The organism is Inquilinus sp. CA228, from assembly GCF_052078665.1.
Classification (GTDB): domain Bacteria; phylum Pseudomonadota; class Alphaproteobacteria; order DSM-16000; family Inquilinaceae; genus Inquilinus.
This window is the reverse complement of sequence record NZ_JBQJIK010000100.1, coordinates 1-26,026: the sequence shown is the minus strand read 5'-3', so window position 1 is coordinate 26,026 and position 26,026 is coordinate 1. Positions and strand designations below refer to the sequence as shown.

At 69.9% G+C, this 26,026-nt stretch carries 28 protein-coding genes; 16 read left to right on the top strand and 12 right to left on the bottom strand.

Translation table 11 applies throughout. The features are described 5' to 3' along the window. The first annotated feature begins 204 nt into the window (after window positions 1-204). Window positions 205-1,293 (top strand): Gfo/Idh/MocA family protein, encoded by a 1,089-nt coding sequence (locus ACTOWL_RS33805; RefSeq protein WP_441325698.1) that lies wholly within the window; start codon window positions 205-207, stop codon window positions 1,291-1,293. Between the two features lie 10 nt (window positions 1,294-1,303). Further along, complete coding sequence (locus ACTOWL_RS33800; RefSeq protein ID WP_441325697.1) at window positions 1,304-1,888, top strand: gluconokinase; 585 nt, start codon at window positions 1,304-1,306, stop codon at window positions 1,886-1,888. A 12-nt stretch (window positions 1,889-1,900) separates the two neighbouring features. Here ACTOWL_RS33800 and ACTOWL_RS33795 read toward each other — a convergent pair whose 3' ends face one another. Beyond that, window positions 1,901-2,815, bottom strand: coding sequence for a LysR family transcriptional regulator (locus ACTOWL_RS33795; protein ID WP_441325696.1), 915 nt, complete (start codon window positions 2,813-2,815; stop codon window positions 1,901-1,903). A 91-nt stretch (window positions 2,816-2,906) separates the two neighbouring features. On the opposite strand from ACTOWL_RS33795, the gene ACTOWL_RS33790 reads away from it, so the two are divergent. The 7 genes from ACTOWL_RS33790 to ACTOWL_RS33760 all read left to right on the top strand — a co-directional run bounded on the left by ACTOWL_RS33790 (window position 2,907) and on the right by ACTOWL_RS33760 (window position 9,650). After that, the gene (locus ACTOWL_RS33790; protein ID WP_441325695.1) at window positions 2,907-3,917 is read left to right on the top strand and encodes a zinc-dependent alcohol dehydrogenase family protein; all 1,011 of its coding nucleotides are present in this window, start codon (window positions 2,907-2,909) and stop codon (window positions 3,915-3,917) included. 113 nt (window positions 3,918-4,030) lie between these two features. Further along, the gene (locus ACTOWL_RS33785) at window positions 4,031-4,915 is read left to right on the top strand and encodes a hypothetical protein (RefSeq protein WP_441325694.1); all 885 of its coding nucleotides are present in this window, start codon (window positions 4,031-4,033) and stop codon (window positions 4,913-4,915) included. Window positions 4,916-5,018: 103 nt separating this feature from the next. Next, a complete protein-coding gene (locus ACTOWL_RS33780) occupies window positions 5,019-5,906 on the top strand; it encodes an N-acetylmuramic acid 6-phosphate etherase (protein ID WP_441325693.1) in 888 nt (295 codons plus the stop codon). Between the two features lie 65 nt (window positions 5,907-5,971). Beyond that, window positions 5,972-7,234, top strand: a complete 1,263-nt coding sequence (locus ACTOWL_RS33775; RefSeq protein ID WP_441325692.1) for an ABC transporter substrate-binding protein — start codon at window positions 5,972-5,974, stop codon at window positions 7,232-7,234. 109 nt (window positions 7,235-7,343) lie between these two features. Then, the gene (locus ACTOWL_RS33770; RefSeq protein WP_441325691.1) at window positions 7,344-8,306 is read left to right on the top strand and encodes a carbohydrate ABC transporter permease; all 963 of its coding nucleotides are present in this window, start codon (window positions 7,344-7,346) and stop codon (window positions 8,304-8,306) included. Window positions 8,307-8,309: 3 nt separating this feature from the next. Further along, window positions 8,310-9,152: a carbohydrate ABC transporter permease gene (locus ACTOWL_RS33765; RefSeq protein ID WP_441325690.1), complete on the top strand. Its 843-nt coding sequence runs from the start codon at window positions 8,310-8,312 to the stop codon at window positions 9,150-9,152. Window positions 9,153-9,185: 33 nt separating this feature from the next. Further along, complete coding sequence (locus ACTOWL_RS33760; protein WP_441325689.1) at window positions 9,186-9,650, top strand: hypothetical protein; 465 nt, start codon at window positions 9,186-9,188, stop codon at window positions 9,648-9,650. 34 nt (window positions 9,651-9,684) lie between these two features. Here the strand turns inward: ACTOWL_RS33760 and ACTOWL_RS33755 are convergent, their stop codons facing one another. Continuing rightward, window positions 9,685-9,951, bottom strand: a complete 267-nt coding sequence (locus ACTOWL_RS33755; protein ID WP_441325688.1) for a type II toxin-antitoxin system RelE/ParE family toxin — start codon at window positions 9,949-9,951, stop codon at window positions 9,685-9,687. Window positions 9,952-10,293: 342 nt separating this feature from the next. On the opposite strand from ACTOWL_RS33755, the gene ACTOWL_RS33750 reads away from it, so the two are divergent. Together ACTOWL_RS33750 and msrP are read left to right on the top strand one after the other, a co-directional pair. Continuing rightward, window positions 10,294-11,496, top strand: a complete 1,203-nt coding sequence (locus tag ACTOWL_RS33750) for a pyridoxal phosphate-dependent aminotransferase (protein ID WP_441325687.1) — start codon at window positions 10,294-10,296, stop codon at window positions 11,494-11,496. Between the two features lie 119 nt (window positions 11,497-11,615). Further along, window positions 11,616-12,587, top strand: coding sequence for a protein-methionine-sulfoxide reductase catalytic subunit MsrP (gene msrP / locus ACTOWL_RS33745; protein WP_441325686.1), 972 nt, complete (start codon window positions 11,616-11,618; stop codon window positions 12,585-12,587). A gap of 608 nt (window positions 12,588-13,195) precedes the next feature. On the opposite strand, the gene ACTOWL_RS33740 is transcribed toward msrP, so the two are convergent. The 3 genes from ACTOWL_RS33740 to ACTOWL_RS33730 form a co-directional block, all read right to left on the bottom strand. Further along, window positions 13,196-14,086 carry a LysR family transcriptional regulator gene (locus tag ACTOWL_RS33740; protein ID WP_441325685.1) on the bottom strand — a complete coding sequence of 297 codons (891 nt, stop codon included), beginning with the start codon at window positions 14,084-14,086 and terminating at the stop codon, window positions 13,196-13,198. A gap of 239 nt (window positions 14,087-14,325) precedes the next feature. Continuing rightward, a complete protein-coding gene (gene trxB, locus ACTOWL_RS33735; protein WP_441325684.1) occupies window positions 14,326-15,345 on the bottom strand; it encodes a thioredoxin-disulfide reductase in 1,020 nt (339 codons plus the stop codon). A 95-nt stretch (window positions 15,346-15,440) separates the two neighbouring features. Next, complete coding sequence (locus tag ACTOWL_RS33730) at window positions 15,441-16,409, bottom strand: mitochondrial fission ELM1 family protein (RefSeq protein WP_441325683.1); 969 nt, start codon at window positions 16,407-16,409, stop codon at window positions 15,441-15,443. Window positions 16,410-16,510: 101 nt separating this feature from the next. Here ACTOWL_RS33730 and ACTOWL_RS33725 point away from each other — a divergent pair, with 101 nt between their 5' ends. Next, a complete protein-coding gene (locus tag ACTOWL_RS33725) occupies window positions 16,511-17,011 on the top strand; it encodes an Lrp/AsnC family transcriptional regulator (RefSeq protein ID WP_441325682.1) in 501 nt (166 codons plus the stop codon). 37 nt (window positions 17,012-17,048) lie between these two features. On the opposite strand, the gene ACTOWL_RS33720 is transcribed toward ACTOWL_RS33725, so the two are convergent. After that, window positions 17,049-18,002, bottom strand: coding sequence for a LysR substrate-binding domain-containing protein (locus ACTOWL_RS33720; protein WP_441325681.1), 954 nt, complete (start codon window positions 18,000-18,002; stop codon window positions 17,049-17,051). Window positions 18,003-18,254: 252 nt separating this feature from the next. Here ACTOWL_RS33720 and hemH point away from each other — a divergent pair, with 252 nt between their 5' ends. The 3 genes from hemH to ACTOWL_RS33705 all read left to right on the top strand — a co-directional run bounded on the left by hemH (window position 18,255) and on the right by ACTOWL_RS33705 (window position 20,974). Continuing rightward, window positions 18,255-19,259: a ferrochelatase gene (gene hemH, locus ACTOWL_RS33715; RefSeq protein ID WP_441325680.1), complete on the top strand. Its 1,005-nt coding sequence runs from the start codon at window positions 18,255-18,257 to the stop codon at window positions 19,257-19,259. Further along, window positions 19,256-19,441 (top strand): hypothetical protein, encoded by a 186-nt coding sequence (locus tag ACTOWL_RS33710; protein WP_441325679.1) that lies wholly within the window; start codon window positions 19,256-19,258, stop codon window positions 19,439-19,441. Before hemH ends, ACTOWL_RS33710 begins: the two co-directional genes overlap by 4 nt. A 78-nt stretch (window positions 19,442-19,519) precedes the next feature. Further along, window positions 19,520-20,974 carry a catalase gene (locus ACTOWL_RS33705; protein WP_441325678.1) on the top strand — a complete coding sequence of 485 codons (1,455 nt, stop codon included), beginning with the start codon at window positions 19,520-19,522 and terminating at the stop codon, window positions 20,972-20,974. Between the two features lie 91 nt (window positions 20,975-21,065). Here ACTOWL_RS33705 and ACTOWL_RS33700 read toward each other — a convergent pair whose 3' ends face one another. The 4 genes from ACTOWL_RS33700 to ACTOWL_RS33685 all read right to left on the bottom strand — a co-directional run bounded on the left by ACTOWL_RS33700 (window position 21,066) and on the right by ACTOWL_RS33685 (window position 23,089). After that, window positions 21,066-21,788 carry a DUF1868 domain-containing protein gene (locus ACTOWL_RS33700; RefSeq protein ID WP_441325677.1) on the bottom strand — a complete coding sequence of 241 codons (723 nt, stop codon included), beginning with the start codon at window positions 21,786-21,788 and terminating at the stop codon, window positions 21,066-21,068. 82 nt (window positions 21,789-21,870) lie between these two features. Beyond that, window positions 21,871-22,041, bottom strand: a complete 171-nt coding sequence (locus tag ACTOWL_RS33695; protein WP_441325676.1) for a hypothetical protein — start codon at window positions 22,039-22,041, stop codon at window positions 21,871-21,873. Between the two features lie 8 nt (window positions 22,042-22,049). Continuing rightward, window positions 22,050-22,550: a GNAT family N-acetyltransferase gene (locus tag ACTOWL_RS33690; RefSeq protein WP_441325675.1), complete on the bottom strand. Its 501-nt coding sequence runs from the start codon at window positions 22,548-22,550 to the stop codon at window positions 22,050-22,052. Next, window positions 22,547-23,089 carry a histidine phosphatase family protein gene (locus ACTOWL_RS33685; protein WP_441325674.1) on the bottom strand — a complete coding sequence of 181 codons (543 nt, stop codon included), beginning with the start codon at window positions 23,087-23,089 and terminating at the stop codon, window positions 22,547-22,549. The genes ACTOWL_RS33690 and ACTOWL_RS33685 overlap by 4 nt, the downstream gene beginning before the upstream one ends. Window positions 23,090-23,239: 150 nt before the next feature. On the opposite strand from ACTOWL_RS33685, the gene ACTOWL_RS33680 reads away from it, so the two are divergent. Next, complete coding sequence (locus ACTOWL_RS33680) at window positions 23,240-24,616, top strand: MFS transporter (protein ID WP_441325673.1); 1,377 nt, start codon at window positions 23,240-23,242, stop codon at window positions 24,614-24,616. A 3-nt stretch (window positions 24,617-24,619) separates the two neighbouring features. Here ACTOWL_RS33680 and ACTOWL_RS33675 read toward each other — a convergent pair whose 3' ends face one another. Continuing rightward, window positions 24,620-25,474, bottom strand: coding sequence for a sulfite oxidase heme-binding subunit YedZ (locus ACTOWL_RS33675; RefSeq protein WP_441325672.1), 855 nt, complete (start codon window positions 25,472-25,474; stop codon window positions 24,620-24,622). Window positions 25,475-25,681: 207 nt separating this feature from the next. Next, the coding region (locus ACTOWL_RS33670; RefSeq protein WP_441325671.1) for a hypothetical protein at window positions 25,682-26,026 on the bottom strand (345 nt) is incomplete at its 5' end.

Here is a 26,026-nt window from a genome sequence, read left to right as displayed (position 1 = left end):
ACCTTCATCGCCGACCACATCCGTCACCACGCCGGCGTGCTGAACCGGTAACAGGGCCATCCTTCTTTTCCTGTCATTGCCGGGCTTGACCCGGCAATCCGGAGGGTGTCGACAGTCTCTGGATGCCCGGGTCAAGCCCGGGCATGACAGTGTGGGGGAGCATTTTTTCCCCATGTCACGAACCATCGCCCAGGAGCTTCCGCCATGACCGAACCGGTGCGCGTCCTCGTCGTCGGCGTCGGCCATATGGGCCTGTCGCACGCCCTGGCCTATCACAGGCTGGACGGGTTCGAGATCGTCGGCCTGGTCGCCCGCTCGATCGCCAAGGCCGACCTGCCGGCCGAGCTGGTCGACTATCCGCGCTTCGCCGATTACGGCGCGGCCCTGGCCGAGACCCGGACGGACGCCGTCTCGATCAACACCTATACCGACACCCATGCCGAGTTCGCGCTGCAGGCGATGGATGCCGGCGCCCATGTGTTCATGGAGAAGCCGATCGCGACCACGGTGGAGGATGCCGAGCGCGTCGTCGCCCGCGCCAGGGAGACCGGCCGCAAGCTGGTGATCGGCTACATCCTGCGGGTCCACCCGTCCTGGGTGAAGTTCATCGAGGTGGCGAAGACCCTGGGCAAGCCGCTGGTGATGCGGATGAATCTGAACCAGCAGAGCTCCGGCCCCTCCTGGACCTGGCACAAGAACCTGCTGCAGTCGCTGTCGCCGGTGGTCGATTGCGGCGTCCATTATGTCGACGTGATGTGCCAGATGACCGGCGCCAAGCCGGTGCGGGTGCACGGCATCGGCGCCAAGCTGTCGAGCGAGGTCGCGATCCACAATTACGGCCATCTGCATGTCGTGTTCGACGACGGCTCGGTCGGCTGGTACGAGGCCGGCTGGGGCCCGATGATGAGCGAGGTCGCCTATTTCGTGAAGGACGTGGTCGGGCCGAAGGGCTGCGTCTCGATCGTGGTGCCGCAGGACGGGCAGGGCGAGGCCAGGACCGACGCCATCTCCGATTCCGCCGATATCGACCGGCACACCAAGACCAACGCGCTGAAGCTGCACTCCGCCGCGATCGACGCGAACAACCACTTCGTCGACAAGGACCGCTGGATCACCATGGCCGACGAGCCCGGCCACCAGGAACTGTGCGACCGCGAGCAGGAGTTCTTCCTGCGCGCGATCCGCGAGGACCTGGACCTGACCGACTCTATGCAGGCGGCGATCGACAGCCTGCGCATCGTGCTGGCGGCGGATGAGAGCTTCCGCACCGGCGAGGTTGTGAAGCTCAGCTGAGGACATGCCCATGCCGGCCGCGGATCACGGCGCAACTTCCGACTCCGGCCGCGGCGGCCCGCCCGGCGTGGTCATCGTCATGGGCGTCTCCGGCTCGGGCAAGACCACGATCGGCAAGCAGCTGGCCCGCCGCATGGCCGGGGTCTTCGCCGATGCCGACAGCTTCCACCCGCCGGCCAACATCGAGAAGATGAAGGCCAGCCACCCGCTGACCGACGAGGATCGCTGGCCCTGGCTCGACGCCATGGCGGCGCAGATCGGGCAATGGCTGGCGGATGGCCAGCCGGCGGTGCTGGCCTGCTCGGCCCTCAAGCGGGTGTATCGCGACCGGCTGGTCGCCGGCCGGCCGCAGGTGGCCTTCCTCTATCTGTCGGGGTCGGAGGCGGTGATCGCCACCCGCCTGGCCAACCGCAAGGGCCATTTCATGCCGCCCGCGCTGCTGCGCAGCCAGTTCGAGACGCTGGAGCCGCCGGGCGAGGGCGAGCGGGTGGTGACGGTCGACATCCGCCACCCGCCGCGCCGCATCATCGACATCGCCGCCCGCCGCCTGGGGCTGCCGGCGCAGCCTCCCGCCGCCCAGCCGCCGACGGGCTGACGCGGCGCGGGGCTATCCCGCCGTCAGCGGCACCACCGCCGGCGCCAGCCGCTGCCGCAGCGCGTCCTCGAGATGGTCGACCGCGCGGTCCAGCCGGCCGAGATGCGGCGCCCGCACCACGCTGATCGCGAAGTCGAAGCGGAAGCCGGGCAGGTCGATCCGGCGCAGCTCGTCCCGCGCGGTGAAGGGCGCGCTGCGCCGCGACGGCAGCACGCCCAGCCCGAAGCCGGAGCGGACCAGCGACTGCTGGATCGCCAGGTCATGCACCTCGGCCGAGATCCTGAGCTCCAGTCCCTCGCGCGCGAACAGCGCCTGCAGCGCCGGCCGGACGTCGCAGGAGTCGCGCGGGCTGACCACCCAGTCGCAGGCGGCGAGGTCGGCCAGGGACGGCCGGCGCGGCAGGGCCAGGATGCGGGCGCCGACCACCACCAGCTTCTCCTGCCCCACCACCCGGCCGGGATGGGGCGCGGCCCTCTCCTGCAGCAGCACCACGGCGGCGTCCAGCCGGCCACGGTCGAGGTCGGCCAGCAGGGTGTGCGCCAGCCCGCCGGTCAGGCGCAGCGACAGGCGCGGATAGCGCTGCCGCAGGTCGCGCAGCAGCGCCGCGAAATCCACCTCGGCGAAGGCGTGCAGCACGCCGATGCCCAGGCGCAGCGGCCCCTCCGGCTCCGCGGCCCCGCCGGTGCCGGCCTTGAGGTCCTCGACCGCCGCCAGGATGGCGCGGCAGCGCTCCAGCGCGGCGAGCCCGGCCGGGGTCAGCCGTGGCGGCTTCACCCGCCGGTCCAGCAGGGTGGTGCCGAGATGCTGCTCCAGCCGCTGAATCTGCCGGGTCACCGCCGGCTGGGTCAGCGGCAGCCGCTCCGCCACCCGCTGGATCGAGCCGGTCTCGGCCAGCAGCACGAAGGCGCGCATCTCGTCCAACATCATGCCGATCTGTCATGAAGTTTCTGAAAACAATGAATTTGAAGATTAGCGAAGGCCGGGCGATGTCTCCAGCGCAACATGCTGGAGCGAAGCGATGAAGGCGTTCGTGATCGAAGAGGGCGAGGGGCTGGACCGGCTGCGCCCGGCGGAACTGCCGGTGCCGGAACCGCGGCGGGGCGAGGTGGTGCTGCGGATGCGCGCCGCCTCGCTGAACTATCGCGACCTGGAGATCGTGCGCGGCAATTACCACGCCGGCTTCGCGCTGCCGATGGTGCCGCTGTCCGACGGCGTCGGCGAGGTCGCGGCGGCGGGCGAGGGCGTCACCCGCGTCGCGGTCGGCGACCGGGTGGCCACGACCTTCTGGCAGGGCTGGACGGCCGGCGATTTCGAGGGCATCGAGCGGGCAGTGCCGCTGGGCGGTCCCGGCCCCGGCGTGCTGGCGGAGCATGTCCGGCTCGACGCCGAAGGCGTGGTCCGGGTGCCGGAGCATCTGACCGACGCGGAGGCGGCGACGCTGCCCTGTGCCGCCCTGACCGCCTGGACCTCGCTGGTCGCCGAGGGCGGGCTGAAACCCGGCGACACGGTGCTGGTCCAGGGCACCGGCGGCGTCGCCGTCTTCGCCCTGCAATTCGCCGTCGCCGCCGGCGCCCGGGCGATCGTCACCTCCTCCAGCGACGAGAAGCTGGAGCGGGCGCGGGCGCTCGGCGCCGCCGGCACGGTGAACTACCGGACCACGCCGGAGTGGGACGTGGCGGTGCGCGACCTGACCGGCGGCCGCGGCGTCGACCATGTCATCGAGGTCGGCGGACCCGGCACCTTCGCCCGCTCGCTGGCGGCGATCCGCACCGGCGGCCAGATCAACGTGATCGGCTATCTCGGCGGCAAGTCGGCCGAGATCAACCCGATGCAGATCCTGTTCCGCCGCGCCCGCATCCGCGGCATCCCGGTCGGCTCGCGCGACAGCTTCGAGGCGATGAACCGCGCCGTCGCCGCCACCCGGCTGCGGCCGGTGATCGACCGCAGCTTCCCCTGGACCGAGGCGCGGCAGGCGCTGCGACATCTCGAATCAGGGCAGCATTTCGGCAAGGTGGTGCTGGCCTTCTGAGGGGACGGGCGCCATCAGGCGAAATTGTCACAATTCAAGGGGTTGGCAGACGCGGTCGGATCGCTACTCTCTGGGGAAACCACCACCAATTCCCTGGGAGAGACAGCCCGCCGATGAAGCGGACCTGCCACCCCTTTTTGCTGCGTTTCGCAGCCGCTGCCGTGCTGATTCCGGCGGTGATGCCGGCTGCCCACGCCTGGTCGGACCGGGATTACGGCGCCGCGCCGGCGCCGCTGCCGCCGATTCCGGGCTTCCTCGCCGGGACCGGCGTCACCTTCGACCTTCCCGCCGATCCCGGCCCCGCCCGCTGGCGCCGGCCGGATAGGGCGTGGCACCCGCCCGCGGCGGATCTCTATGCCGCGCCCGATCGCGGCTTCGGGTCGGTCACCGGCCAGCGCGACGTGAAGGGGGCCGGCTCGGTCGGCGCGGCGCTGCAGTCCCAGACCCCCGGCTTCGTCGCCACGACCGGCGTCACCTTCGACATCCCGGCCGACCCCTATCCCGGCTTCGCCCAGCGCTGGGACCGGACGGACATGGCGCAGCGCACCGCCACCGGCAAGGCGCAGGCCAGCCTCGGCCTGACCGCGCTGCCCTGGTTCGTGCCGTTCTGGCAGTCGGCCCGGGTCGAGGCCAGCTTCGACCCGCAGGCCGGCGAGGGCACCGGGCAGCTGGCGGCGGTGCTGTCGCGCGCCTGGTCGCTCATCGGCCTGTCGGGATCGTCGGAGGACCGCTACGCCGTGACCCGCGGCGGGCTGCTCGGCCCCGAGGCGCCGGTGACCAGCTGGGAGATCGACCGCAACACCCGGCTGGAGCTGCCCTGGCACACCACCGCCCTGCTGCTTGGCGGCCAGGTCTCCAGCACCGACCGCCGCCTGACCGGCAGCGTCGGCGCAGAGCAGACGCTGTTCGGCCCGCTCAAGGCCAGCGCCTCGCTGGTCGACCTCGGCAGCGAGCAGCCGGGCGTCAAGTTCACCGCCGGATTCTCCTTCAGCTGGTGACCAAAACCGCCATTCCAACCGGCCGGACAGGATCATCTTGCGCTGCGCCGGCAACTCTGAGACAGTGGTCTAGACCACTCAGCCAGACCAGCGATCGAGACGCATGGGAACCGAGACCGCATCACGCCGCTTCAGGGGCATCGACGCCTGGGAGGATGCGGAGATCCTCGACGCGCTGCTCGAATCCCAGCTCGCCGCCGTGGCCTCGGTGCGGCCGGCCCTGCCGGCGCTGGCCGCCGCCGCCGCCGAGGCGGCGCCCCGGCTGCGCCGCGGCGGCCGCCTGGTCTATGCCGGCGCCGGCACCTCCGGCCGGGTCGCGGCCCAGGACGGGTCGGAGCTGTTTCCGACCTTCGGCCACCCGCAGGACCGGCTGGCCTATCTGATCGCCGGCGGCGCCACGGCGCTGAGCCGGCCGGTGGAGAACGCCGAGGACGACGCCGAAGCCGGCCGCGCCGAAGCCGAGGCGCTGGCGCTCGGCCCCGACGACGTGGTGATCGGCGTCGCCGCCAGCGGCGGCACCCCCTACACCCGCGCCGTGCTGCAGGAAGCGGCCCGCGCCGGCGCCCTGACCGTCGCCGTGGCCTCGAATCCCGGTGCGCCGATCTTCGGCGATGCCGCCCATGCCGTGCTGCTGGCGACGGGGGAGGAGCCGATCGCCGGCTCGACCCGGCTCAAGGCCGGCACGGCGCAGAAGGTGGCGCTCAACCTGTTCTCGACCCTGGTGATGACCCGGCTCGGCCATGTCTATGACGGGCTGATGGTCGACATGCAGCCGACCAACGCCAAGCTGAACGACCGCTCGGTGCGCATGCTGCGCGGCATCGTGCCGGTCGACGAGGCGGCGGCGCGGTCGGCGCTGGACGCGGCGGGGCAGAACGTCAAGCTGGCCGCCCTGGTGGCGCTGGGCGACAGCGCCGAGGACGGGCGCCGCCGCCTGGACGCCGTCGACGGCGATCTCCGCCGCGCTTTGGCGGCGAAGCAAGGATCTTAGCGAGACAGCGGGCGGCTGCCGCCCGCGAGCAACGGCGAAACGCCGAACAGAGGAGGCCATTGCACATGTCCCATTCATTCCTGCGCGGCGCGTTCCTGGCCGGGGCGGCACTTTTCGCCGTCTCCAGCCAGGCCATGGCCGCCGACGCGACCCTGACCATCGAGAGCTGGCGCAACGACGACCTGAAAATCTGGCAGGACACCATCATCCCGGCCTTCGAGAAGACCCATCCGGGGATCAAGGTCGTGTTCTCGCCGTCGACCCCGACCGAGTACAACGCGGCCCTGAACGCCAAGCTCGAGGGCGGCACCGCGGGCGATCTGATCACCTGCCGGCCGTTCGACGCCTCGCTGGCGCTGTTCCAGAAGGGCTACCTGTCGCCGGTCACCGAGCTGAAGGGCATGGACACCTTCTCCGACGTGGCCAAGAGCGCCTGGATCACCGATGACGGCAAGACGCTGTTCTGCGTGCCGATGGCGTCGGTGATCCACGGCTTCCTGTACAACAAGTCGATCTTCGAGGCCGAGGGGCTGACCCCGCCCAAGACCGAGGCCGAGTTCTTCGCCCTGCTCGACAAGGTCAAGGCCAAGGGCGAGGTCGCGCCGCTGGACATCGGCACCGCCGACCAGTGGGAAGCGGCGACGATGGGCTACCAGAACATCGGGCCGAACCTGTGGAAGGGTGAGGAGGGCCGCAAGGCGCTGATCGCCGGCACCCAGAAATTCACCGACAAGCCCTATGTCGAGGCGTTCGAGGAGCTGGCGAAGTGGCGGCCGTACCTGCCGGACGGCTACCAGGCCCAGACCTATCCGGACAGCCAGAACCTGTTCACCCTGGGCCGCGCCGCGATCTACCCGGCCGGGTCCTGGGACATCGCCGCCTTCAACGCCCAGGCTGATTTCAAGATGGGCGCCTTCCCGCCGCCGGTCGAGAAGGCGGGCGACAAGTGCTACATCAGCGATCACACCGACATCGCGCTGGGCATGAACGCCAAGACCAAGAATCCGGAGGCCGCCAAGGCGTTCCTGGAGTGGCTGGCGTCGGCCGAGTTCGCCGACGTCTATTCCAACGCCCTGCCGGGCTTCTTCTCGCTGTCGAACCACCCGGTCGAGATCAAGGACCCGGTGGCGGCGGAGTTCGTCAGCTGGCGCAAGATCTGCGAGCCGTCGATCCGCAACTCGTACCAGATCCTGTCGCGCGGCACGCCGAACCTGGAGAACGAGCTGTGGAACGTCTCCGCCCAGGTGCTGAACGACAAGATGACACCGCAGCAGGCGGCCGAGCAGATCCAGAAGGGCCTCGACTCCTGGTACAAGCCGGCCAAGTAGGCTGACCGGCGCGGCCCGCGGTCCGATTTGACTCGGGCCGCGGGCCGGCGCGCGTCATGCTTCCGTCCTGCCGGTCCACCGCCCCGCCAGTCACTGCACAGATCGTCCCATGGCCAGCACCCAAGCCGTCGTCATTCCCCGTTCGCAGATCGCGGGCCGCCGGGGCCGCTTCCCCTGGCACATCGTCGTCTTCCTGGCGCCGGCGGCGCTGATCTACACCGTGTTCATGGTCTACCCGCTGCTGGACAGCATGCGGCTCAGCCTGTTCACGCGCGACGAGACCGGGGCCACGCATTTCGCCGGGCTGGCCAATTACGCAGCGCTGTTCTTCGACCCGCAATGGGCCGACCGGTTCTGGAACGCGCTGGGCAACAACGTCCTGTTCTTCGCCGTGCATATGCTGGTGCAGAACCCGATCGCGATCGGCCTGGCGGCGCTGCTGGCCCTGCCCAGGCTGCGCTTCACCAACACCTACCGCACCCTGATGTTCACGCCGACGCTGCTGTCGGTGGTGATCATCGGCTTCATCTGGAAGCTGATCCTGTCGCCGACCTGGGGCGTCGCCAAGTCGATGCTGGGCACGGTCGGCCTCGGCTCGCTGTTCGCGCCCTGGCTGGGGCAGGAGCACAGCGCGCTCCTCACCCTGGCGCTGATCTCGGTGTGGCAGTGGGTCGGCATGCCGATGCTGCTGACCTATGCGGCGCTGCTCAACATCCCCGACAGCCTGACCGAGGCGGCGCGGGTGGACGGCGCCAGCCAGATGACGATCTTCTGGCGCATCAAGCTGCCGCTGATCTGGCCGACCATCGGCATGGTCACCATCCTGACCTTCGTCGGCAACTTCAACGCCTTCGACCTGATCTACGTCGCCCAGGGGGCGCTGGCCGGGCCGAACTTCGCGACCGACATCCTCGGCACCTTCTTCTACCGCACCTTCTTCGGCTTCCAGCTGCAGCTGGGCGACCCGACCATGGGCGCGGCGGTGGCCACGGTGATGTTCGGGATCATCCTGGCCGGCGTGATGACCTATTTCTACGTGGTCCAGCGCCGGCTTCAGCGCTACGAGCTCTGACCCATGGCCACCAATCGCTCCTCCCCCGTCTCGACCGGCGCCATCCACGCGGTGCTGCTGGTCTACACCGCGATCGCGCTGTTCCCGATCGTCCTGGTGCTGTTCAACGCCTTCAAGTCGCGCAAGGCGATCTTCAGCGCGCCGCTGTCGCCGCCGACGCCGGAGACCTTCAGCCTGGTCGGCTTCGAAACCGTGCTGACCCGGTCCGATTTCGGCCTGTATTTCGGCAACAGCCTGACGGTGACGCTGGCGACGTTGTTCCTGGTGGTGTTCCTGGGCGCCATGGCGGCCTGGGCGCTGTCGGAATACAGCTTCCGCGGCAACGCCGTGCTGTCGGTCTACCTGGCCATCGGCATCATGATCCCGATCCGGCTCGGCACGGTGTCGATCCTGCAGCTGGTGGTGCAGCTGAACCTGATCAACACGCTGTGGGCGCTGATCCTGGTCTACACCGCGATGGGGCTGCCGCTGTCGATCTTCATCCTGTCGGAGTTCATGCGCCAGATCCCGAAGGAGCTGAAGGATTCGGCGCGCTGCGACGGCGTCGGCGAATACCGCATCTTCTTCCGCATCATCCTGCCGCTGGTGCGGCCGGCGCTGGCGACCGTGGCGGTCTTCACCATGGTGCCGATCTGGAACGACCTGTGGTTCCCGCTGATCCTGGCGCCGGGCGACGGCACCCGCACCATCACCCTCGGCGTGCAGCAATTCGTCGGCCAGTACGTCACCGACTGGAACGCGGTGCTGGCCTCGCTGACGCTGGCCATCATCCCGGTGCTGATCCTCTACGCCTTCTTCTCCCGCCAGCTCATCGCCGGCCTGACCCAGGGCGCGGTGAAGGGGTAGGGGCGGGGCCGGTTCCGGTCGGGGATGTGGGGCATGGAATTTCGATATGAGACGTGGCTCGACGGGGGATGGCTCGCATCCGATGCGCTGGGCCACCTGGCCGTCATGATCACCGCCGGCCCGGGTCCGATCCCCGCCTGGACCCTCGGCGACGGATATGACGACCTCGATATCGAGCACAGGGTGCTGGAGCTGGCCCCAAATGGGGTCGCCCAATTCGTCCCCACCCAGCCGGACGCCTCAACCTACAGGGGTTTCGGGGAACTGGCCGAGCGTGGGCTGTATGTCTACGACTGGCAGGATGCCCACAGGGTCGAGTATCGCAACGTCTATGAGGCGATGGCCGTGCCGTCGGTCCCGCGGACGCTGACGGACCTGCCCGAGGATCTTCGACGGATCGCCGAGCGGGCGTTCTTCGACCTTGAGTTCCGGCACGCCCTTGATGTCCCGATGGCGAAGCTGGTCGATCGGGCGGTGCCTCCGGCCAACCAACGATAAGGTTCCCTCCGCGCCCGGCGCGGGCGCCGTGCCGCTATCGGCTCTGTGCTCCATGCCAGATGCGCAGGATCTCGACGACTGTCGTGATTCTGTAGACGATCACGAAGGGCTGCACGGATACGAGCTCGCGCGTCCCGGGCGTCCGGCCGGGACGACCGCGGCGCGGCAGGTGCTCAAGACTGTCGGCCGCGGCCAGAAGCTGAACCGCAACGCGGCTGCCGGCCCACGGATTGAATTCGGCGATGTACGAACGGATGCGATGCAGATCCAGCAGCGCGGATCGCGCCCAGCTTACTTGCATTCAGGGGGCGGCAGCTCGTTGTCCGTGCCCCATGACAGCAGCCACCGTCTCATTTCCTCGTGAGGTATCATGCGGCCGGCCTCAACATCCGCGATCGCCTCCGCGACAGCGGCGCGCAGGGCGGCCGTCTCGGGATCGTCTGCAGGCGGTTGCTGAGGTGCGGGCTTGGGCATGTCCTTAATATAGGACACGCTGGTGGCAGCAGCCAGTGGCTTCCCTTGAAGGCCACCCTCCGCGCCCGGCGCGGGCGCGGTGCCGAATTTTCGCAGGGCTTCCGGCTTGTCGGCGGGCGGCGGGCGGCGCTACCGTCGCCCCGCCTCCACTTTCCCGGGATCCGGAACCATGGCCTTCCTCGCCGCCTCGCTCGCCCGCGTCAAGCCGTCGCCGACCATCGCCGTCACCACCAAGGCGGCCGAGCTGAAGGCCGCCGGCCGCGACGTCATCGGCCTCGGCGCCGGCGAGCCGGATTTCGACACGCCGGACAACATCAAGCAGGCGGCGATCGCCGCGATCCAGGCCGGCAAGACCAAATACACCGCGGTCGACGGCACGCCGGAGCTGAAGAAGGCCATCGCCGCCAAGTTCCTGCGCGAGAACGGCCTCAAATACGAGACCAGCCAGGTCACCGTCGGCACCGGCGGCAAGCAGGTGCTGTACAACGCCCTGCTGGCCACGCTGGACCCGGGCGACGAGGTGGTGATCCCGGCCCCCTACTGGGTCAGCTACCCCGACATGGTGCTGCTGTGCGGCGGCACGCCGGTGCCGGTGATCTGCCCGGCGGAGCAGGGCTTCAAGCTGCAGCCCGCCGACCTCGAGGCCGCGATCACGGCGAAGACCAAGTGGCTGATCCTGAACTCGCCGTCGAACCCGACCGGCGCCGCCTACAGCTTCGCCGAGATGAAGGCGCTGACCGACGTGCTGCTGCGCCACCCGCATGTCCATGTCCTGACCGACGACATGTACGAGCACCTGGTCTATGACGACTTCAAATTCGTCACCCCGGCCCAGGTCGAGCCGAAGCTGTACGACCGCACCCTGACGCTGAACGGCGTGTCCAAGGCCTACTGCATGACCGGCTGGCGCATCGGCTACGCCGCCGGCCGGCCGGACCTGATCAAGGCCATCGCCAAGGTGCAGAGCCAGTCGACCTCGAACCCGTCCTCGATCAGCCAGGCCGCGGCGGTCGAGGCGCTGAACGGCCCGCAGGACTTCATCCCGCGCAACAACGTGGTGTTCCAGCAGCGCCGCGACCTGATCGTGTCGATGCTGAACCAGTCGTCCGGCCTGACCTGCCCGCGGCCGGAGGGCGCCTTCTACGTCTTCCCGTCCTGCGCCGGCACCCTCGGCAAGAAGACCCCGGACGGCAAGGTGATCGAGTCCGACGAGGATTTCGTCACCTATCTGCTGGAAGCCGAAGGCGTGGCGGTGGTGCAGGGCTCGGCCTTCGGCCTGGCGCCGTTCTTCCGCATCTCCTACGCCACGGCCACCGCGGCGCTGCAGGACGCCGGCGAGCGCATCCAGCGCGCCTGCGCCGCGCTGCGCTGAGGCGTCCCGGCGCCGCTGGCCCCTGCCGCGGTGTCGCGGTAACGTCGGCCTGTCCTGCTGCGAACTACAGGTGAGACCGCATCGCGGTCGGATGGTTCGGGTTCAAGGAGGACAGGCCGATGCTGATCAAGCGCAATCCGGGGTGGCGGATCCCCGAAAGCCGGGCGACGCCGGAATCGGTGTATCTGAACCGGCGACGGGTGCTGCAGGCGATGGGCCTCGGCGCCGGCCTGCTGGCCACCGCCGGCGCGGCGCTTGAGCTTCGCCCGGCCCGCGCCGCCGATCCGGACCCGACCGCCGGCCTCTACCCCGCCAAGCGCAACGACCGCTATGCGCTCGACCGGCCGCTGACGCCCGAGCAGGACGTCACCACCTACAACAACTTCTACGAATACGGCTCCGACAAGGACATCTGGGAGGCGGCGCAGGAGCTGAAGATCCGGCCCTGGACCGTCAAGTTCGAGGGCATGGTCGAGCAGGAGCGGGAGGTCGACATCGACACCCTGATCCGCGCCATGCCGCTGGAGGAGCGGCTGTACCGCCACCGCTGCGTCGAGGCCTGGTCGATGGCGGTGCCCTGGACAGGCTTCCCGCTGAAGGCGCTGGTCGACTACGCCAAGCCGCTGTCCTCGGCGAAATATGTACGCATGCAGACGTTCCAGAACGACGAGGCGCCGGGCTTCGGCCAGGTCTTCTACCCCTGGCCCTATGTCGAGGGCCTGACCATGGCCGAGGCGACCAACGAGCTCGCCTTCATGGTCACCGGCCTCTACGGCAAGCCGGTGCCGCGCCAGAACGGCGCGCCGCTGCGGCTGGTGACGCCGTGGAAATACGGTTTCAAGTCGATCAAGAGCATCATCAGCATCGGCTTCACCGACGAGCGCCCGGTCAGCTTCTGGGAGCAGCTGCAGAGCAGCGAGTACGGCTTCTGGGCCAATGTGAACCCGGAGGTGCCGCATCCGCGCTGGAGCCAGGCGATGGAGCGTGTGCTGGGCACCGGCGAGCGGGTGCCGACCCTGCTGTACAACGGCTACGGCGACTACGTCGCCGACCTCTACAAGGGGCTGGAGAGCGAGCGGCTGTTCACCTGACCGGCGCCGGCGTTTTCGACAGGGGGGATGCCACCCCCTTTATGCAATGGGATCATGGCGCCGGCCGGAGCCGGACCGTGGTCCTATGGCCGCGCCCGGATTCTGCACAAAAAAAGGGCCGGAAACGCGTTCCGGCCCGAGTCAAACAGGGAGGCTTCACGTCTGGGAGACGCAAGGAGCCGGCAGTGCCGGACCCTTGTTCTTGCTGCGCTGCAGCACGAACGCTCTTAAGATAGGCATTCTGTGAGCGAATGGTAACCAGTTTCTACCAATGCTTTTATGCGCGCATTGCATAGCTCGCTTCGGAGTGCGCGGAGCCCAGGAAAACCGCCACTTTTCCAGGTGCTTTTGCACAGATTTCAGACATTTGTCGTCTTTTTCTCAGATTCAAGGCCTGGAAATGCGGGCGGAAAGTCCTACAAGCAGCCCGCGCGCTCTTCGCGGTGCCATTTTCCGGCACGCCGCGGCGACTCCGATCACGGTCCCGACCGTCATGACGAGGAGGCGAAGCCGGCGCGGCCATCCAGGGACCGGTGTCGCTGGATGGCCCCTTCGGGGCTCGCCATGACGATTGAGGATTTCCAACAGGCGGCACAGCCCCGGAGGCCTCAGAACTTGCTCTCGGCCACCTTGCGGACGAGGAAGTCGCGGAACACCGAGATGCGCTTGGAGTGGCGCAGCTCCTCGGCATAGACGAAATAGGCCTCGGTGGTCGGGCCGGTGACCTCGGGCAGCACCCGCACCACGTTCAGGGTCGGGTCGACCATGAAGTCGGGCAGGGCGGCGAGGCCGAGGCCGCTGCGCACCGCGCGGTAGATGGCGTACTGGTTGTTGACCCGGAGCGCGATCTTGCGGCCGCCCGGCGGCGGGCTGCCGACATGTCCAAGCCAGTTGATGTCGGCGATCGGCCCGCGCGCATCCTCGCCATAGATGATGATCGAGTGCTTGTTCAGGTCGTCCAGCGTCTGCGGGATACCGTTGCGCTTGAGATAGTCGACCGACCCGAAGATGTGGATCTTCACGGTCATCAGGTGGCGCTGGATCAGGTCGGGCTGGCGCGGCGGCGTCATGCGGATCGCCACATCGGCCTCGCGCATGCCCAGGTCCAGCTCCTCGTCGTCGATCAGGACGGTCAGGTCGATGTCCGGATAGGCGGTCAGGAACTCGCGCACCCGCGGCGTCAGCCAGGTCGAGCCGAAGGCGACGGTGGTGGTGATCTTCAGCGGGCCGCGGGCGTGGTCCTTGCTCTCGCTCAGCTGCGCCTCGGTCATCGACAGCTTGGCGAAGACCTCGCGCGCGGTGCGGAACAGCAGCTCGCCCTGCTCGGTCAGGATCAGGCCGCGGGCATGGCGGTGAAACAGCGGGACCTTGAGGCTCTCCTCCAGCGCGCTGATCTGGCGGCTGACCGCCGATTGGCTGAGGTTCAGCTTCTCGCCCGCATGGGTAAAGCTGCCCGCGTCAGCGACGGCGTGGAAAACGCGCAGCTTGTCCCAGTCCATTCTCCGGCACCCGTTCGTTTCTTGCGCGGGCGACAAGGGCGGGATGGTCGATATACCAGCGCTCGGCGTCGCGCCTGCGAATCACACTATATACACTATGAGGGGCACCCCCGACCCAACGCAAGCAAAGCTTGGCCCGGTCGGGAACAATATTTCACTTGGATTTCACCGATAGGGGGGATGGCCCCCCTATCGTCATCGCCCTTACGAAAACCGGCCGGCCTCGGGGGTCGGAACGGTCAGCCCGCCGCGGCGACCTGGGCCGCCGGGGCCGGGCGGGTGTCGCGGTCGGCGATTCGCGCCAGGTGGCCGGTGCCGGCATGTTCGGACAGGAAGCGCTCGGCCTCCAGCGCCGCCATGCAGCCCATCCCGGCCGCGGTCACCGCCTGGCGGTAGACCCGGTCCTTGACGTCGCCGGCGGCGAACACGCCGGGGATGTCGGTCGTGGTCGAATCCGGCGTGGTCAGGATGTAGCCGTCGGCATCCATGCGGACATGGCCCTTGAACACCGCGGTCGCCGGGTCGTGGCCGATGGCGACGAAGACGCCGTCGACCGGCAGCACCGTCTCGGCCCCGGCCTTGGTGTCGCGCAGCCGCACCCCGGTCACCGTCTCCGGCGTGCCGCCGCCGACGATCTCCTCGACGGTGTGGTTCCACACCACCTCGACCTTGGGATGGGCGAACAGCCGGTCCTGCAGGATGCGCTCGGCCCGCAGCTGGTCGCGGCGGTGCACCAGCGTCACCTTGGTGGCGTGGTTGGTCAGGTACAGCGCCTCCTCGACCGCGGAGTTGCCGCCGCCGATCACCGCCACCTCCTTGCCGCGGAAGAAGAAGCCGTCGCAGGTGGCGCAGGCCGAGACGCCGCGGCCCTGGAACCGCTGCTCGCTCGGCAGGCCCATCCAGCGCGCCTGGGCGCCGGTGGCGATGATCACCGAATCGGCCTCGTAGACCGTGCCGGAATCGGCGGTGCAGACGAAGGGCCGGCGCGAGAAGTCGACCTCGGTGATCAGGTCGAACTCCAGCCGGGTGCCGCAATGCCGGGCCTGGGCTTCCATCTGCTCCATCAGCCAGGGGCCCTGGACCACGTCGGCGAAGCCGGGATAGTTCTCGACATCGGTGGTGATGGTCAGCTGCCCGCCGGGCTGCAGCCCCTGCACCAGGATCGGCTCCAGATTGGCGCGCGCGGCGTAGATCGCGGCGGTGTAGCCGGCCGGGCCGGAACCGATGATCAGGACTTTGGTGCGATGGGTGGCCGGCATGGGGCGACAATCCGCTCGAGGGGAACTGTCACCGATAGATAACCACCGGCGGCGGCGGCGGCAAGGCGACGCGGACCAGGGTGCTCGCGCAGCGCTCAGGCCGGGGCGAACAGCGCCCGCACCCGCTCCGCCGCCCGGGCGGTGTCGTCGAGCGGCGCGTAGGACCACTGCTCCAGCCGGCCGGCGAAGGGGCGGGTGATGCCGGCGGCCGCCAGCGCGTCATGGAAGCGGCGGTGCTTCGGCGCCAGCTCGGCCCAGTTCACGACATGCACCGGCTTGCCGGTGGTCGCCGCCTCCGAGGTCATGTTGATGCTGTCATTGGTGACGATCACGGCATCGGCCAGGGCCAGGAAGCCGAAATAGGGGTTCGCACCGGTGCCGTCCCAGATCCAGGCCGGCAGCCCGTCCAGCGCCCGGCGCAGCGCCGCGACCTCGCCCGCCGGCGTGCGCCGGCTGGTGGTGACCATCAGCCCGACGCCGCTGCGCGCCAGATCGGCCAACGCGCCGGCGAGTCGCGCGACCGAACCCTCGGGCACCGCCACCGACTTGCTGCTGCCGCCGATCAGCACCGCGGCGCGTCGTCGCGGCAGCCGGCCCAGCGCCGGCTCCCACTCGGCCGCGGCGGCGGCGAGGCGGGCCGGGGTGACGAGATTCAGCGCGCCGCTGGTGGCGCAGACATTGGGGCCTTTCAATCCATCGTGGCGGGGCGTCACGATCAGATCGAAACGCCGCGGGTTGACGCCGGGACGAAATATTTGCACAAGGCGCGTCCGATGACCGCTGGCCCGCTTCACCGCAAGGGCTGGATACACGCTCTGCCGGCCGGCTGCGATCAGCAGGTCGGGCCAGGGCGGCCCGTCCAGGCTGAAGCCGGCGGCGGGCCGAACGGGATCGAGAAGCCGATGCCAGCCTTGGCGAGCGCCGAGTCGGACCACCTGCGGGACGATGCCGAGCGCCTCCGCCAGGCCCAGGCACTGGTTCTCGTTCGCCGGGCGGCCGTCCGACACCACCCACACCCGCAGGGAGCCGATGCCGCTCGTCCCCGCGCGCGGCGCCGCGCTCATGCTACCAAACCCTCCCCGCGACAATGGATTGCGCTTGCGCCCGGCGAAAGTCCGGCAATATCCTTGCGCGTAATCACGGAAGCCCTTTCATGAGAGAACCTATGCGCCGTGTGAAGCTCGACCGCATCGACCGCCGTATCCTCCGCGACCTCCAGGACGACGGCCGCATGACGAATGTCGAGCTGGCGCGACGCGCCGGCATCTCCGCCCCGCCCTGTTTGCGCCGCGTGCGGGCGCTGGAGGAGGCGCATTACATCCGCGGTTATCACGCCGACATCAACCCCGAGGCGCTGGGCTTCGGCGTCACCGTCTTCGCCCAGGTCGGGCTGACCAGCCAGGCCGAGGCCGATCTGCGCAAGTTCGAGGAACTGGTCGGCAGCTGGCCGCTGGTCCGCGAATGCCACATGCTGGCCGGCGAGACCGACTTCCTGCTGAAGATCGTGGCCGAGGACTGGGACAGCTACCAGCGCTTCCTCACCACCCAGCTGACCTCCGCGCCGAACGTCAACCACGTCAAGTCGGCCCTGGCGATCCGCACCGCCAAGCTCCTGCCGGGCGTGCCGATCGACGTCGACACCAAGGACCATCATCGCGAGGAGTGATCCGCGGCCGCGTCGCGGATCCGAACGGGGGCCGGCCTCACGCCGCGCCCCCGTTTTTCATGGGCTCGGCCTCTTCCGCCGTGACCCGGGTGCCGGGTGGCGGGTGGTCGAGCAGGATGCGGCGCAGCGACTCGAACTGCTCAGCCCGCGGGTCGCTCTGGCGCCAGGCCAGGCCGACCATGCGGCCCGGCGGCGTGCCCTCGAAGCCGGCATAGCTGACCAGGCCGCCGACGCTGGCCTCGCCCAGGGTCGCCAGCCGCGGGAACAGGCTGTAGCCGGCGCCGGCCGCGATCATCTGGCGCAAGGTCTCCAGGCTGGTGCTGTGGCGCTTGCCGCCGAGGCCCAGCGTGCCGCAGATATCCAGCGCCTGGTCGCGCAGGCAATGCCCGTCCTCCAGCAGCAGCAGGCCGTCGCGCGGCAACTCGCCGATGCGGGCGGCGCCGTCCGCCGCCACCGGCCGGTCGGCCGGCTGGGCCAGCACGAAGGGCTCGAAGAACAGCGGCGCGGTGGCGATCTGCGGGTCGGCCACCGGCAGCGACAGGAACACGAGGTCCAGCGCGCCGTGCCGCAGCGCCTCGACCAGTTGGTAGGTGCGGCCCTCGTGCAGCACCAGCTCCAGCCTTGGGAAGGCCCGGCGCAGCGGCCGCAGCATGTGCGGGAACAGGTAGGGGCCCAGCGTCTCGATCGCGCCCACCGTCAGCGGGCCGGACAGCGGTGCGTCCAGTTCCTGCGCCAGCGCCATCAGCCGTCGCGCCTCCAGCAGCACGCGGCGGGCCTGGGCCAGGATGACCTCGCCCTTGGCCGTCACCAGCACCGTCTTCGGCCCGCGCTCGAACAGCGCCAGCCCCAGCGTCTCCTCCAGCTTGCGGATCTGCATGCTCAGCGCCGGCTGGCTGACGCCGCAGCGCTCCGCCGCCTGGCCGAAATGGCGCAGTTCGGCCACGGCGACGAGATATTCGAGATCGCGGAGGGAGAGGCCGGAGAGGGTCATGGAGGCAAAGCCGCGTCTTAGTCTCAGGCATCGCCCCCTTCACTGTCATGCCCGGGCTTGACCCGGGCATCCAGGAGATGTCGATGCCGCTCTGGGTGGCTCCTGGATCGCCGGGTCAAGCCCGGCGATGACAGCGGGAGGGTGGGACGGACGCTACTCTACGATAAGTGTTTCCTATCTTCCAGATAGAGTCGATCGATTGGATCTTATCGGCGGGGCGGGCGAGGCTGCGGACAGACACAGGAGCCCGCCATGCCGCCAGCCACCGTCCTCGTCGCCCGCCGCCGTCGCATCGCCCTGGTGCTGCTGCAGATCGGCGGCCCGGACCGGATCGAGGCGGTCGGTCCGTTCCTGCGCAACTTCTTCTCCGACCCCGAGATCATCCGCCTGCCGCGCCTGCCGCGGGCGGTGGTGGCGTGGCTGATCGCCCGGCGCCGCACCCCGGTCGCGACCGAGATCTACCGCCAGCTCGGCGGCGCCTCGCCGATCCTGGCCCAGACCCGGGCGCAGGGCCGGGCGGTGGCGGCCCGCCTCGGCGACCTCGGCGAGGTCCGGTCCTTCGTGGCGATGCGCTACTGGCATCCTTTCGCGGCCGAGACGGCGGCGGAGCTGCGGGCCTGGCGGCCCGACGAGATCGTCCTGCTGCCGCTGTATCCGCAGTATTCCACCACCACCACCCGGTCGGCCCTGACCGACTGGGCCGCGGCGGCCCGCGCCGTCGGCCTGTTCACCCCGACCCGGGTGGTCGAGGCGGCGCCCACCGAGCCCGGCTTCGTCGCCGCCCAGGCCGACCTGATCCGCCGCGCCTGGCCGCCCACTGGCGGGCGCCACCGGCTGCTGTTCACCGCCCATGGGCTGCCGCTGCCGATCGTCCAGGCCGGCGACCCCTATCCCGACCAGGTCCGCGCCTCGGCCGAGGCGGTGGTGGCGGCGCTCGGCCTCCCCGGCCTCGACTGGCGCATCGCCTTCCAGAGCCGGGTGACGCCGCAGCAATGGCTGAAGCCGGACACGGAGGAGGAGGTGAAGCAGGCCGGGCGCGACGGCGTCGGCCTGGTGCTGGTGCCGATCGCCTTCGTCTCCGAGCATTCCGAGACGCTGGTCGAGCTCGACCGCGAATACCGCGCGGTGGCCGAGGCGGCCGGCGTGCCGTCCTTCATCCGGGTTCCGACCGTCGGCGTGCATCCGGCCTATGTCGCCGGGCTGGCGAGCCAGGTGCGGCACGCCCTCGGCGCCGGCCTGGTGCGGGAGGCGGCGTGATGCGGCCGGCCCTGAACGCGCTGCTCGCCGACCTCGCCCGCCACGGTGCCAGCCTCACCCTCGAGAATGGCCGCGTCGGCGTGCAGGGCAAGCTGCCGGCCGAGCTGCTGCTGCGCCTGCACCGCTATCGCCGCGACCTGCTGCCCCTGGTCGAACGCGGCAATCACTTATCACGCCGATAAGCACGATCGATTTCCCTGATCGCAGCGCGACGGCAACCCTCTTCCCATGGCGGACATCCCGCCCGACAGGAGCCTTCGATGACCACCCTCACCACCACCTTCGGCGCCCCGGTTCCGGACAACCAGAACTCGCTGACCGCCGGTCCGCGCGGCCCAGTGCTGATCCAGGATTTCCACCTGATCGAGAAGCTCGCCCATTTCAACCGCGAGCGGATCCCGGAGCGGGTGGTGCATGCCAAGGGCGCCGGCGCCTATGGCGTGTTCCGCGTCACCGCGGATGTCAGCAAATGGACCCAGGCGAAGTTCCTGTCGGCGGTCGGCCAGGAGACGGAGGTGTTCCTGCGCGTCTCCACCGTCGGCGGCGAGAAGGGCTCGGCCGATGCCGAGCGTGACCCGCGCGGCTTCGCGCTGAAGTTCTACACCGAGGACGGCAACTACGACATCGTCGGCAACAACACGCCGATCTTCTTCATCCGCGATCCGCTGAAGTTCCCGGACTTCATCCACACCCAGAAGCGCAATCCCGCGACCAACCTCAAGGACGCGACGATGGTCTGGGACTTCGCGTCCCTGTCGCCGGAGTCGCTGCACCAGTTCACCATCCTGTTCAGCGACCGCGGCACGCCGCGCAGCTACCGCCACATGGACGGCTTCTCCAGCCACACCTTCAGCTGGATCAACGCGGCCGGCCAGCGGGTCTGGGTCAAGTATCACTTCAAGACGAAGCAGGGGATCCAGAACTTCACCGCCGAGCAGGCGTCGGCGATGATCGGCATCGACCCCGACCATGCCACCCGCGACCTGTTCGCCTCGATCGAGGACGGCGACTTCCCGGCCTGGACGGTCTCGGTCCAGATCATGACCGAGGCGGAGGCCGAATCCTTCCCGATCGACCCGTTCGACCTGACCAAGGTCTGGCCGCATGCCGCCCATCCGCTGATCGAGATCGGCGAGCTGGTGCTGAACCGCAACCCGCAGAACTACTTCGCCGAGGTCGAGCAGTCGGCCTTCAGCCCGGCCAATGTGGTGCCCGGCATCTCCTTCAGCCCGGACAAGATGCTGCAGGGCCGGCTGTTCGCCTATGGCGATGCGCATCGCTACCGTCTCGGCGGCAATCACGGCCTGCTGCCGGTGAACCGGCCGCACGCCACCACGGCGCACAACTACCAGCGCGACGGGGCGATGCGGTTCGACGACAACGGCAAGGGCTCGGTGCATTACGAGCCGAACAGCTTCGGCGGGCCGAAGCAGGACCCGGCGGCGGCCGAACCGGCGCTGCCGTTGCGCGGCGCGGCCGACCGCTACGACCATCGCGCCGGCAATGATGATTACAGCCAGGCCGGCGACCTGTTCCGGCTGATGGATGACGGCGCCCGCGCCCGGCTGATGGACAACATCGCCGGCTCGATCCGGTCGGTGCCCGAGGCGATCCAGCGCCGCCAGATCGCGCATTTCGCCAAGGCCGACCCGGCCTACGGCGCCGGCGTGGCCGAGCGCCTGGGCCTCACTGTGGCGATCGGCGCCGCGGCCTGAGCTTCTGATCCGAAAGGGCGGCGGCCATTGCTCTGTGGGGCCGCCGTCCGGACTGGCCCGCTATCCTCCGGGATGGCGGGTCTTTTCTGGTTCAGTCCCGGAAGCGCAGCACCGGCAGGAAGCGGTGCAGGGTCTCGAACACGCAGAATTCCGGCGGGCCGAGCTGCAGCACCGGATGGGCCTCGATGAAGGCCTCGCCGAGATGCTGGTGCGCCGCCAGGTGCTGCTCCGCCTCCGCCGGGCTCAGCCACTCCAGCAGGTAGCTCAGCGTGATGTGGAAGCGGTAGGCGTCGTGGTTCGGCTTGCGCAGGCCCAGGATCAGGGCCAAGGCCTCGCGTAGGCCGCGGATCTGCCGGGCGGTGTCCTCGTCGGTCGGCTCCAGCCCCACCACGGTGCCGCCGGTGCCCATCGGGAACAGCCCGGCCGGGCGCATGGCGAAGCGCTGCGGCACGGAAAGGCCGCGCAGCCGGTCGATGAAGCGGCGGGTAATCTCCTCCGGCGGCGCATCTGGGGCGACGCCCTCCGGCCAGCGCTCGGGCGTGCGCTCGGCATAGGTCACGCCCTCGAACACGGTCATGTGGTAACTGGAGGCCGGCAGGAAGGCGAAGCGGCCGCCCCAGGACAGGTCGCGCAGCCGCTGCGCCAGATCTGCCAAGGCGGTTACCTCCGGCGCCGTTTCCGGGATGTGGCAGATGATGGTGTTGCCGCGGAAGGGCAGGGGCGACCCGTCGCGCGCGAATTTCAGGCCCAAGGTCGGGTTCGGCGCACCCGCCGCGGGCGCGATCAGGCGGGATGTCAAGTCGGTCCGGTCCAAGTCTCTCTCCGTCGGTGATGCCGGCCGGGCGTAGCAGCCGGATCGCGACAGGATGATGACGGCGGGGAGACGTGCGTAGGGGCTACTTGCACTGCGGCGGGGGCAGCTCGTCTTCTGTCCCCCAGGACAGCAGCCAGTGCCGCATCTCCTCATGCGGGATCAGCCATCCGGCATCCGCCGCCGCGATGCCTTCGCGGATCGCGGCGCGCTTGGCGGCGGTCTCCGGATCGTCCTCCGGCGGCTGGATCGGCACTGCCTTCCTCATGGCTTCACTATAGGTTGATCTGCCGCGGTCAGCCATTCGTCCGGCAGCGACTTCGCCATGAACACGCTCAGCGGGTCGGGGCCGTAGGCGCCGAACGGGCCGGTCTCGCGGTAGCCGAAACGGCGATAGAGGCCGAGCGCCTCGGCCGATTTCACCCCGGTCTCCAGCCGCAGCAGCCGGATGCCGGCGCGGGCCGCGTCCGCTTCCAGCGCCTGCAGCAGGGCGCGGCCGATGCCGAGGCCACGGGCCTCGGCGGCGACGAAGATCCGCTTCAGCTCCGCCGTGCCGTCGTCCTGGGGGGCAAAGCCGCCGCAGCCGACCGCGCGCCCATCCTGCCGGGCGACCAGGAAGCGCACCCGCTGGGCCAGGAGCGCGGCGACACTCAGCCCATGCCGGCTCTCCGCCGGGTACAGCCCGGCCGAGCGGCGGTCGGCCTGCTCCAGCAGCGCATGCACCTCGGCCTGGTCGGGCGTCTCCGGCGCGATGGTCAGGGTCATTCGTCGTCCTTCCAGCAGCGCCGGACGGTGCCGGCGGGGTCGATGTGGAACACGTCCGGATTGCTCAGCGCCGCCCAGGCGGCGAAGCCGTCGCGGTTGTCGAAACTATGCAGCAGCAGGGCCAGCAGGTTGCCGTGGCTGACCACCGCCACAGGCCCCTCGGCGCCGGCTGCGGCATCGGCCAGCGCCACCAGGCCGCGCCGGGTCGCCGCGGCGCCGGATTCGCCGCCGGGCCAGGCCAGGGCCGGGTCGGCGAAGGATCGGCGCAGCCGGTCCTGCCAATCCTCGGCCGGCTCCGCCGCCAGCACCCGCTCCGCCAGCCGGTCGTCGATCCGGACCGTCAAACTCAGCCATTCGGCCAGCGGGGCGGCGCTGTCCCGCGCCCGCAGGAAGGGGCTGGAGACAATGCGCGCGATCGGCAGGTCCGACAGCCGGTCGCGCAGCCGCAGCGCCTGGTCGTGGCCCGCCGCGGTCAGAGGCGCCTCCGGTTCCTGGCCGGCCGCCCGGCAGTGGCGGATCAGGTAGAGCCCTGCTGTCACGATCATCCCTTCCGCGATGTCCGTCCAGTCTAGGGCAGGCCGCCGCCGGATTGAGCGGCGTGCGGAGCAGCGATGCGCCGATGGCGGTCTGCGGCGCTGAATGACTCGTGCTAGGAACAGACACCGAACAAAATCAAGCGAGCAAGCCGCATGCCCTTCGATGCGTGTGTGGACCGTGCCGTGCCGGCCCGGCGCGCGGCCCGTCTGGTCGCGCTGAGCCTCGGCATCGTCGTGGTCCAGCTCGACGTCACCATCGTCAATGTCGCGCTCGACCAGATGCGCGACCTGATGGATGGCAGCGTCGCCGGGCTGCAATGGGTGGTGAACGGCTACGCCCTGGCCTTCGCCAGCCTGCTGCTGACCGGCGGCGCGCTCGGCGACCGCTTCGGGGCACGGCGGCTCTATCTCGCCGGCTTCGCCCTGTTCACCCTGGCGTCGCTGGCCTGCGGCCTGGCCCCGAACGGCACCGTCCTGATCATCGCCCGGGTGGTGCAGGGGGCCGGCGCGGCGCTGCTGGTGCCGTGCTCGCTGTCGCTGCTGACCCATGCCTATCAGGATCCCCGCGAGCGGGCCAAGGCGATCGGCCTCTGGGGCGCCCTCGCCAGCACGGCCATGGTGGCGGGGCCGGTGGTCGGGGGCGCGCTGATCGCGCCGTTCGGCTGGCGCAGCATCTTCCTGGTCAACCTGCCGGTCGGCCTGGTCGGGCTGTGGCTGACGCTGCGCTTCACCACCGAGACCGAGGGCCGGCACAACCGCGCCCTCGACCTGCCGGGCCAGGTCCTGGCCATCGTCGCGCTGGTGGCGCTGACCGGCACGATCATCGAAGGGGAGCCGCTGGGCTGGACGCATCCCGTCGTGCTCGGCGGGGCCGCCCTGTTCCTGCTGTCGGGCGCCGCCTTCCTCCTGGTCGAGGCGCGCAGCGCGGTGCCGATGATGCCGCTCGGCCTGTTCCGTCACCCGACCTTCTCGGCCGCCTCCGTCATCGGCTTCCTGCTCAGCTGCGCCTTCTACGGCTCGATCTTCCTGCTCAGCCTCTATTTCCAAGGCTTGCTCGGGATGTCGCCCCTGGTCACCGGCCTCGCCTTCGTGCCGATGACAGGGCTGATCGCGGTGGCCAACATCGTCGCCGGGCGGATGGCGGCCCGCTGGGGCGCCAGGCTGCCGATCATGCTCGGTCTCGGCATCGGCATGGCCGGTTACGGGGCGCTGGCGGCAGTGTTGACGCCGGCGGCGGATTACGGCGCGATCTGGTGGACCCTGCTGCTGATCGGCTGCGGCATGGCGCTGGCGATCCCTCCGACGATCGCGGCGCTGCTGGCGACGGTCGAGCGCAACCGGGCCGGCATCGCCTCGGGCGTGCTCAACGCGGTGCGCCAGACCGGCGGCGCGGTCGGGGTGGCGATGCTGGGGGTGATCAGCGGCGGCGGCGACTCGATCGCCGGCATGCGCCTCGCCATGCTGCTCAACACCGGCCTGCTGGTGATCGGCCTCGTCGTCGCGGTCGCCTGCATCAGGCCGGCTCGCTGACGGTCAGGCCAGGGCCGGCCGGCGGGCGCGGCTCTTCTGCAGCCGGCGCAGCGCCGCCAGCACGGTGACGGCCAGGCCGGCGCCCAGCACGATCCAGGCCGGGCGCGGGCCGAAGCCGAACATCAGGTTGGCGCGTAGCACCCGCATCGGGTCGACGCCGGTGAACAGCCCGTACATCGCCGCTTCGCCGCCGGCCGTGACCAGGGCGGCGGCCACCGACAGCAGCGCCAGCGACCACAACGGCAGCCCGTCGCCGCGGCCGAAGCGGCTGTCCAGCACCCGCCAGGCCAGCAGCCAGATGGTGAAGCCGGCCAGCATGGTCGGGATGGCGACGTCGACCTTCGACTGCATCACCCCGTGCACCAGCCCCAGCACCACGATCGGATAGACCAGCTGGTGCAGCCGCTGCCACCTCTTGCCGCCCAGGCGCTTGATCATGGCGTCGGTCGAGGTCGCCAGCAACGGCATCAGCCCCAGCAGCGCCAGGAAGCCGATGGTGAGGTACAGGCGCTTGACGATCTCCGACGCCACGAAGCCCAGGTCGAAATGCTGGGTGGCGGTGTAGCCGGTCAGGTGGATCAGGACATAGGTGGCGGCGGCGACGCCGATCATGCGCCGCACCTGGATCAGCTGCGGCCAGCGCAGCGCCCGCTTCAGCGGCGTGATGGCCAGGCCGATGACCAGCAGGTACAGCACCCACAGCCCGATATTGCGCTGGAAGGTCTGCACCGGATCGGCGCCCAGGTCGCCGGCCAGCAGCCGCCCGCCATACCACAGCCCGGGCAACAGCAGCAGGACGAAGACCACGGTCTTCAGCCAGGAGAAGCGGCCGGCACGGTCGGTGAAGGGCGAGCGCATCAGATCCTCGATGGACGCGGTCGGGTTGCGGCCACGGGGACAGAATAGCGCGGCCACCCCTCTATACGGAGGGGAAGGCCGGGACGTTTCATGACATCGGAGTCATTTGAGGGAGGGGCGCGTTGGTTGGGTGCGCGTCAGCGAACCCAACACCCAAGAGCGGTCGTCCCCGTGTTGGGTTCGCCGACGGCGAACCCAACCTACGCCTCAGGCCTCGGCCCCGGCCGTGACCGCCAGCTCCGCCGCCACGCCCATCAGCACCGTCGCCGCCACCACATCGTGGTCGGAGATCGCGGTGCCGGCGGCGTCGACCGCCGGGATCGTTTCCGGCGCCTCGGCCTCGACATGGCGGGTGAACAGCCAGTCCAGCTTGGCGAAGGGCGCGACCGGCGTGCCGTCCGGGCGGGTGCGCTGGGTCGGGCCGGGCGCGTTGCAGCGGCGCCAGTCGAAGCCGGCGTCGCGCAGCGCGGCGAACAGCGGCTCCGCCGCCTCCGGCGCGTCCAGCAAGCCGGCGATCTCGGTGGTGTTGAAGTCGCCGCCCAGCACCACCCC

Coding starts and splice junctions, on each gene's coding strand:
- ACTOWL_RS33805 (WP_441325698.1), top strand. CDS start 205: ATGACCGAACCGGTGCGCGTCCTCGTCGTCGGCGTCGGCCATATGGGC.
- ACTOWL_RS33800 (WP_441325697.1), top strand. CDS start 1,304: ATGCCGGCCGCGGATCACGGCGCAACTTCCGACTCCGGCCGCGGCGGC.
- ACTOWL_RS33795 (WP_441325696.1), bottom strand. CDS start 2,815: ATGATGTTGGACGAGATGCGCGCCTTCGTGCTGCTGGCCGAGACCGGC.
- ACTOWL_RS33790 (WP_441325695.1), top strand. CDS start 2,907: ATGAAGGCGTTCGTGATCGAAGAGGGCGAGGGGCTGGACCGGCTGCGC.
- ACTOWL_RS33785 (WP_441325694.1), top strand. CDS start 4,031: ATGAAGCGGACCTGCCACCCCTTTTTGCTGCGTTTCGCAGCCGCTGCC.
- ACTOWL_RS33780 (WP_441325693.1), top strand. CDS start 5,019: ATGGGAACCGAGACCGCATCACGCCGCTTCAGGGGCATCGACGCCTGG.
- ACTOWL_RS33775 (WP_441325692.1), top strand. CDS start 5,972: ATGTCCCATTCATTCCTGCGCGGCGCGTTCCTGGCCGGGGCGGCACTT.
- ACTOWL_RS33770 (WP_441325691.1), top strand. CDS start 7,344: ATGGCCAGCACCCAAGCCGTCGTCATTCCCCGTTCGCAGATCGCGGGC.
- ACTOWL_RS33765 (WP_441325690.1), top strand. CDS start 8,310: ATGGCCACCAATCGCTCCTCCCCCGTCTCGACCGGCGCCATCCACGCG.
- ACTOWL_RS33760 (WP_441325689.1), top strand. CDS start 9,186: ATGGAATTTCGATATGAGACGTGGCTCGACGGGGGATGGCTCGCATCC.
- ACTOWL_RS33755 (WP_441325688.1), bottom strand. CDS start 9,951: ATGCAAGTAAGCTGGGCGCGATCCGCGCTGCTGGATCTGCATCGCATC.
- ACTOWL_RS33750 (WP_441325687.1), top strand. CDS start 10,294: ATGGCCTTCCTCGCCGCCTCGCTCGCCCGCGTCAAGCCGTCGCCGACC.
- msrP (WP_441325686.1), top strand. CDS start 11,616: ATGCTGATCAAGCGCAATCCGGGGTGGCGGATCCCCGAAAGCCGGGCG.
- ACTOWL_RS33740 (WP_441325685.1), bottom strand. CDS start 14,086: ATGGACTGGGACAAGCTGCGCGTTTTCCACGCCGTCGCTGACGCGGGC.
- trxB (WP_441325684.1), bottom strand. CDS start 15,345: ATGCCGGCCACCCATCGCACCAAAGTCCTGATCATCGGTTCCGGCCCG.
- ACTOWL_RS33730 (WP_441325683.1), bottom strand. CDS start 16,409: ATGAGCGCGGCGCCGCGCGCGGGGACGAGCGGCATCGGCTCCCTGCGG.
- ACTOWL_RS33725 (WP_441325682.1), top strand. CDS start 16,511: ATGCGCCGTGTGAAGCTCGACCGCATCGACCGCCGTATCCTCCGCGAC.
- ACTOWL_RS33720 (WP_441325681.1), bottom strand. CDS start 18,002: ATGACCCTCTCCGGCCTCTCCCTCCGCGATCTCGAATATCTCGTCGCC.
- hemH (WP_441325680.1), top strand. CDS start 18,255: ATGCCGCCAGCCACCGTCCTCGTCGCCCGCCGCCGTCGCATCGCCCTG.
- ACTOWL_RS33705 (WP_441325678.1), top strand. CDS start 19,520: ATGACCACCCTCACCACCACCTTCGGCGCCCCGGTTCCGGACAACCAG.
- ACTOWL_RS33690 (WP_441325675.1), bottom strand. CDS start 22,550: ATGACCCTGACCATCGCGCCGGAGACGCCCGACCAGGCCGAGGTGCAT.
- ACTOWL_RS33680 (WP_441325673.1), top strand. CDS start 23,240: ATGCCCTTCGATGCGTGTGTGGACCGTGCCGTGCCGGCCCGGCGCGCG.
- ACTOWL_RS33675 (WP_441325672.1), bottom strand. CDS start 25,474: ATGCGCTCGCCCTTCACCGACCGTGCCGGCCGCTTCTCCTGGCTGAAG.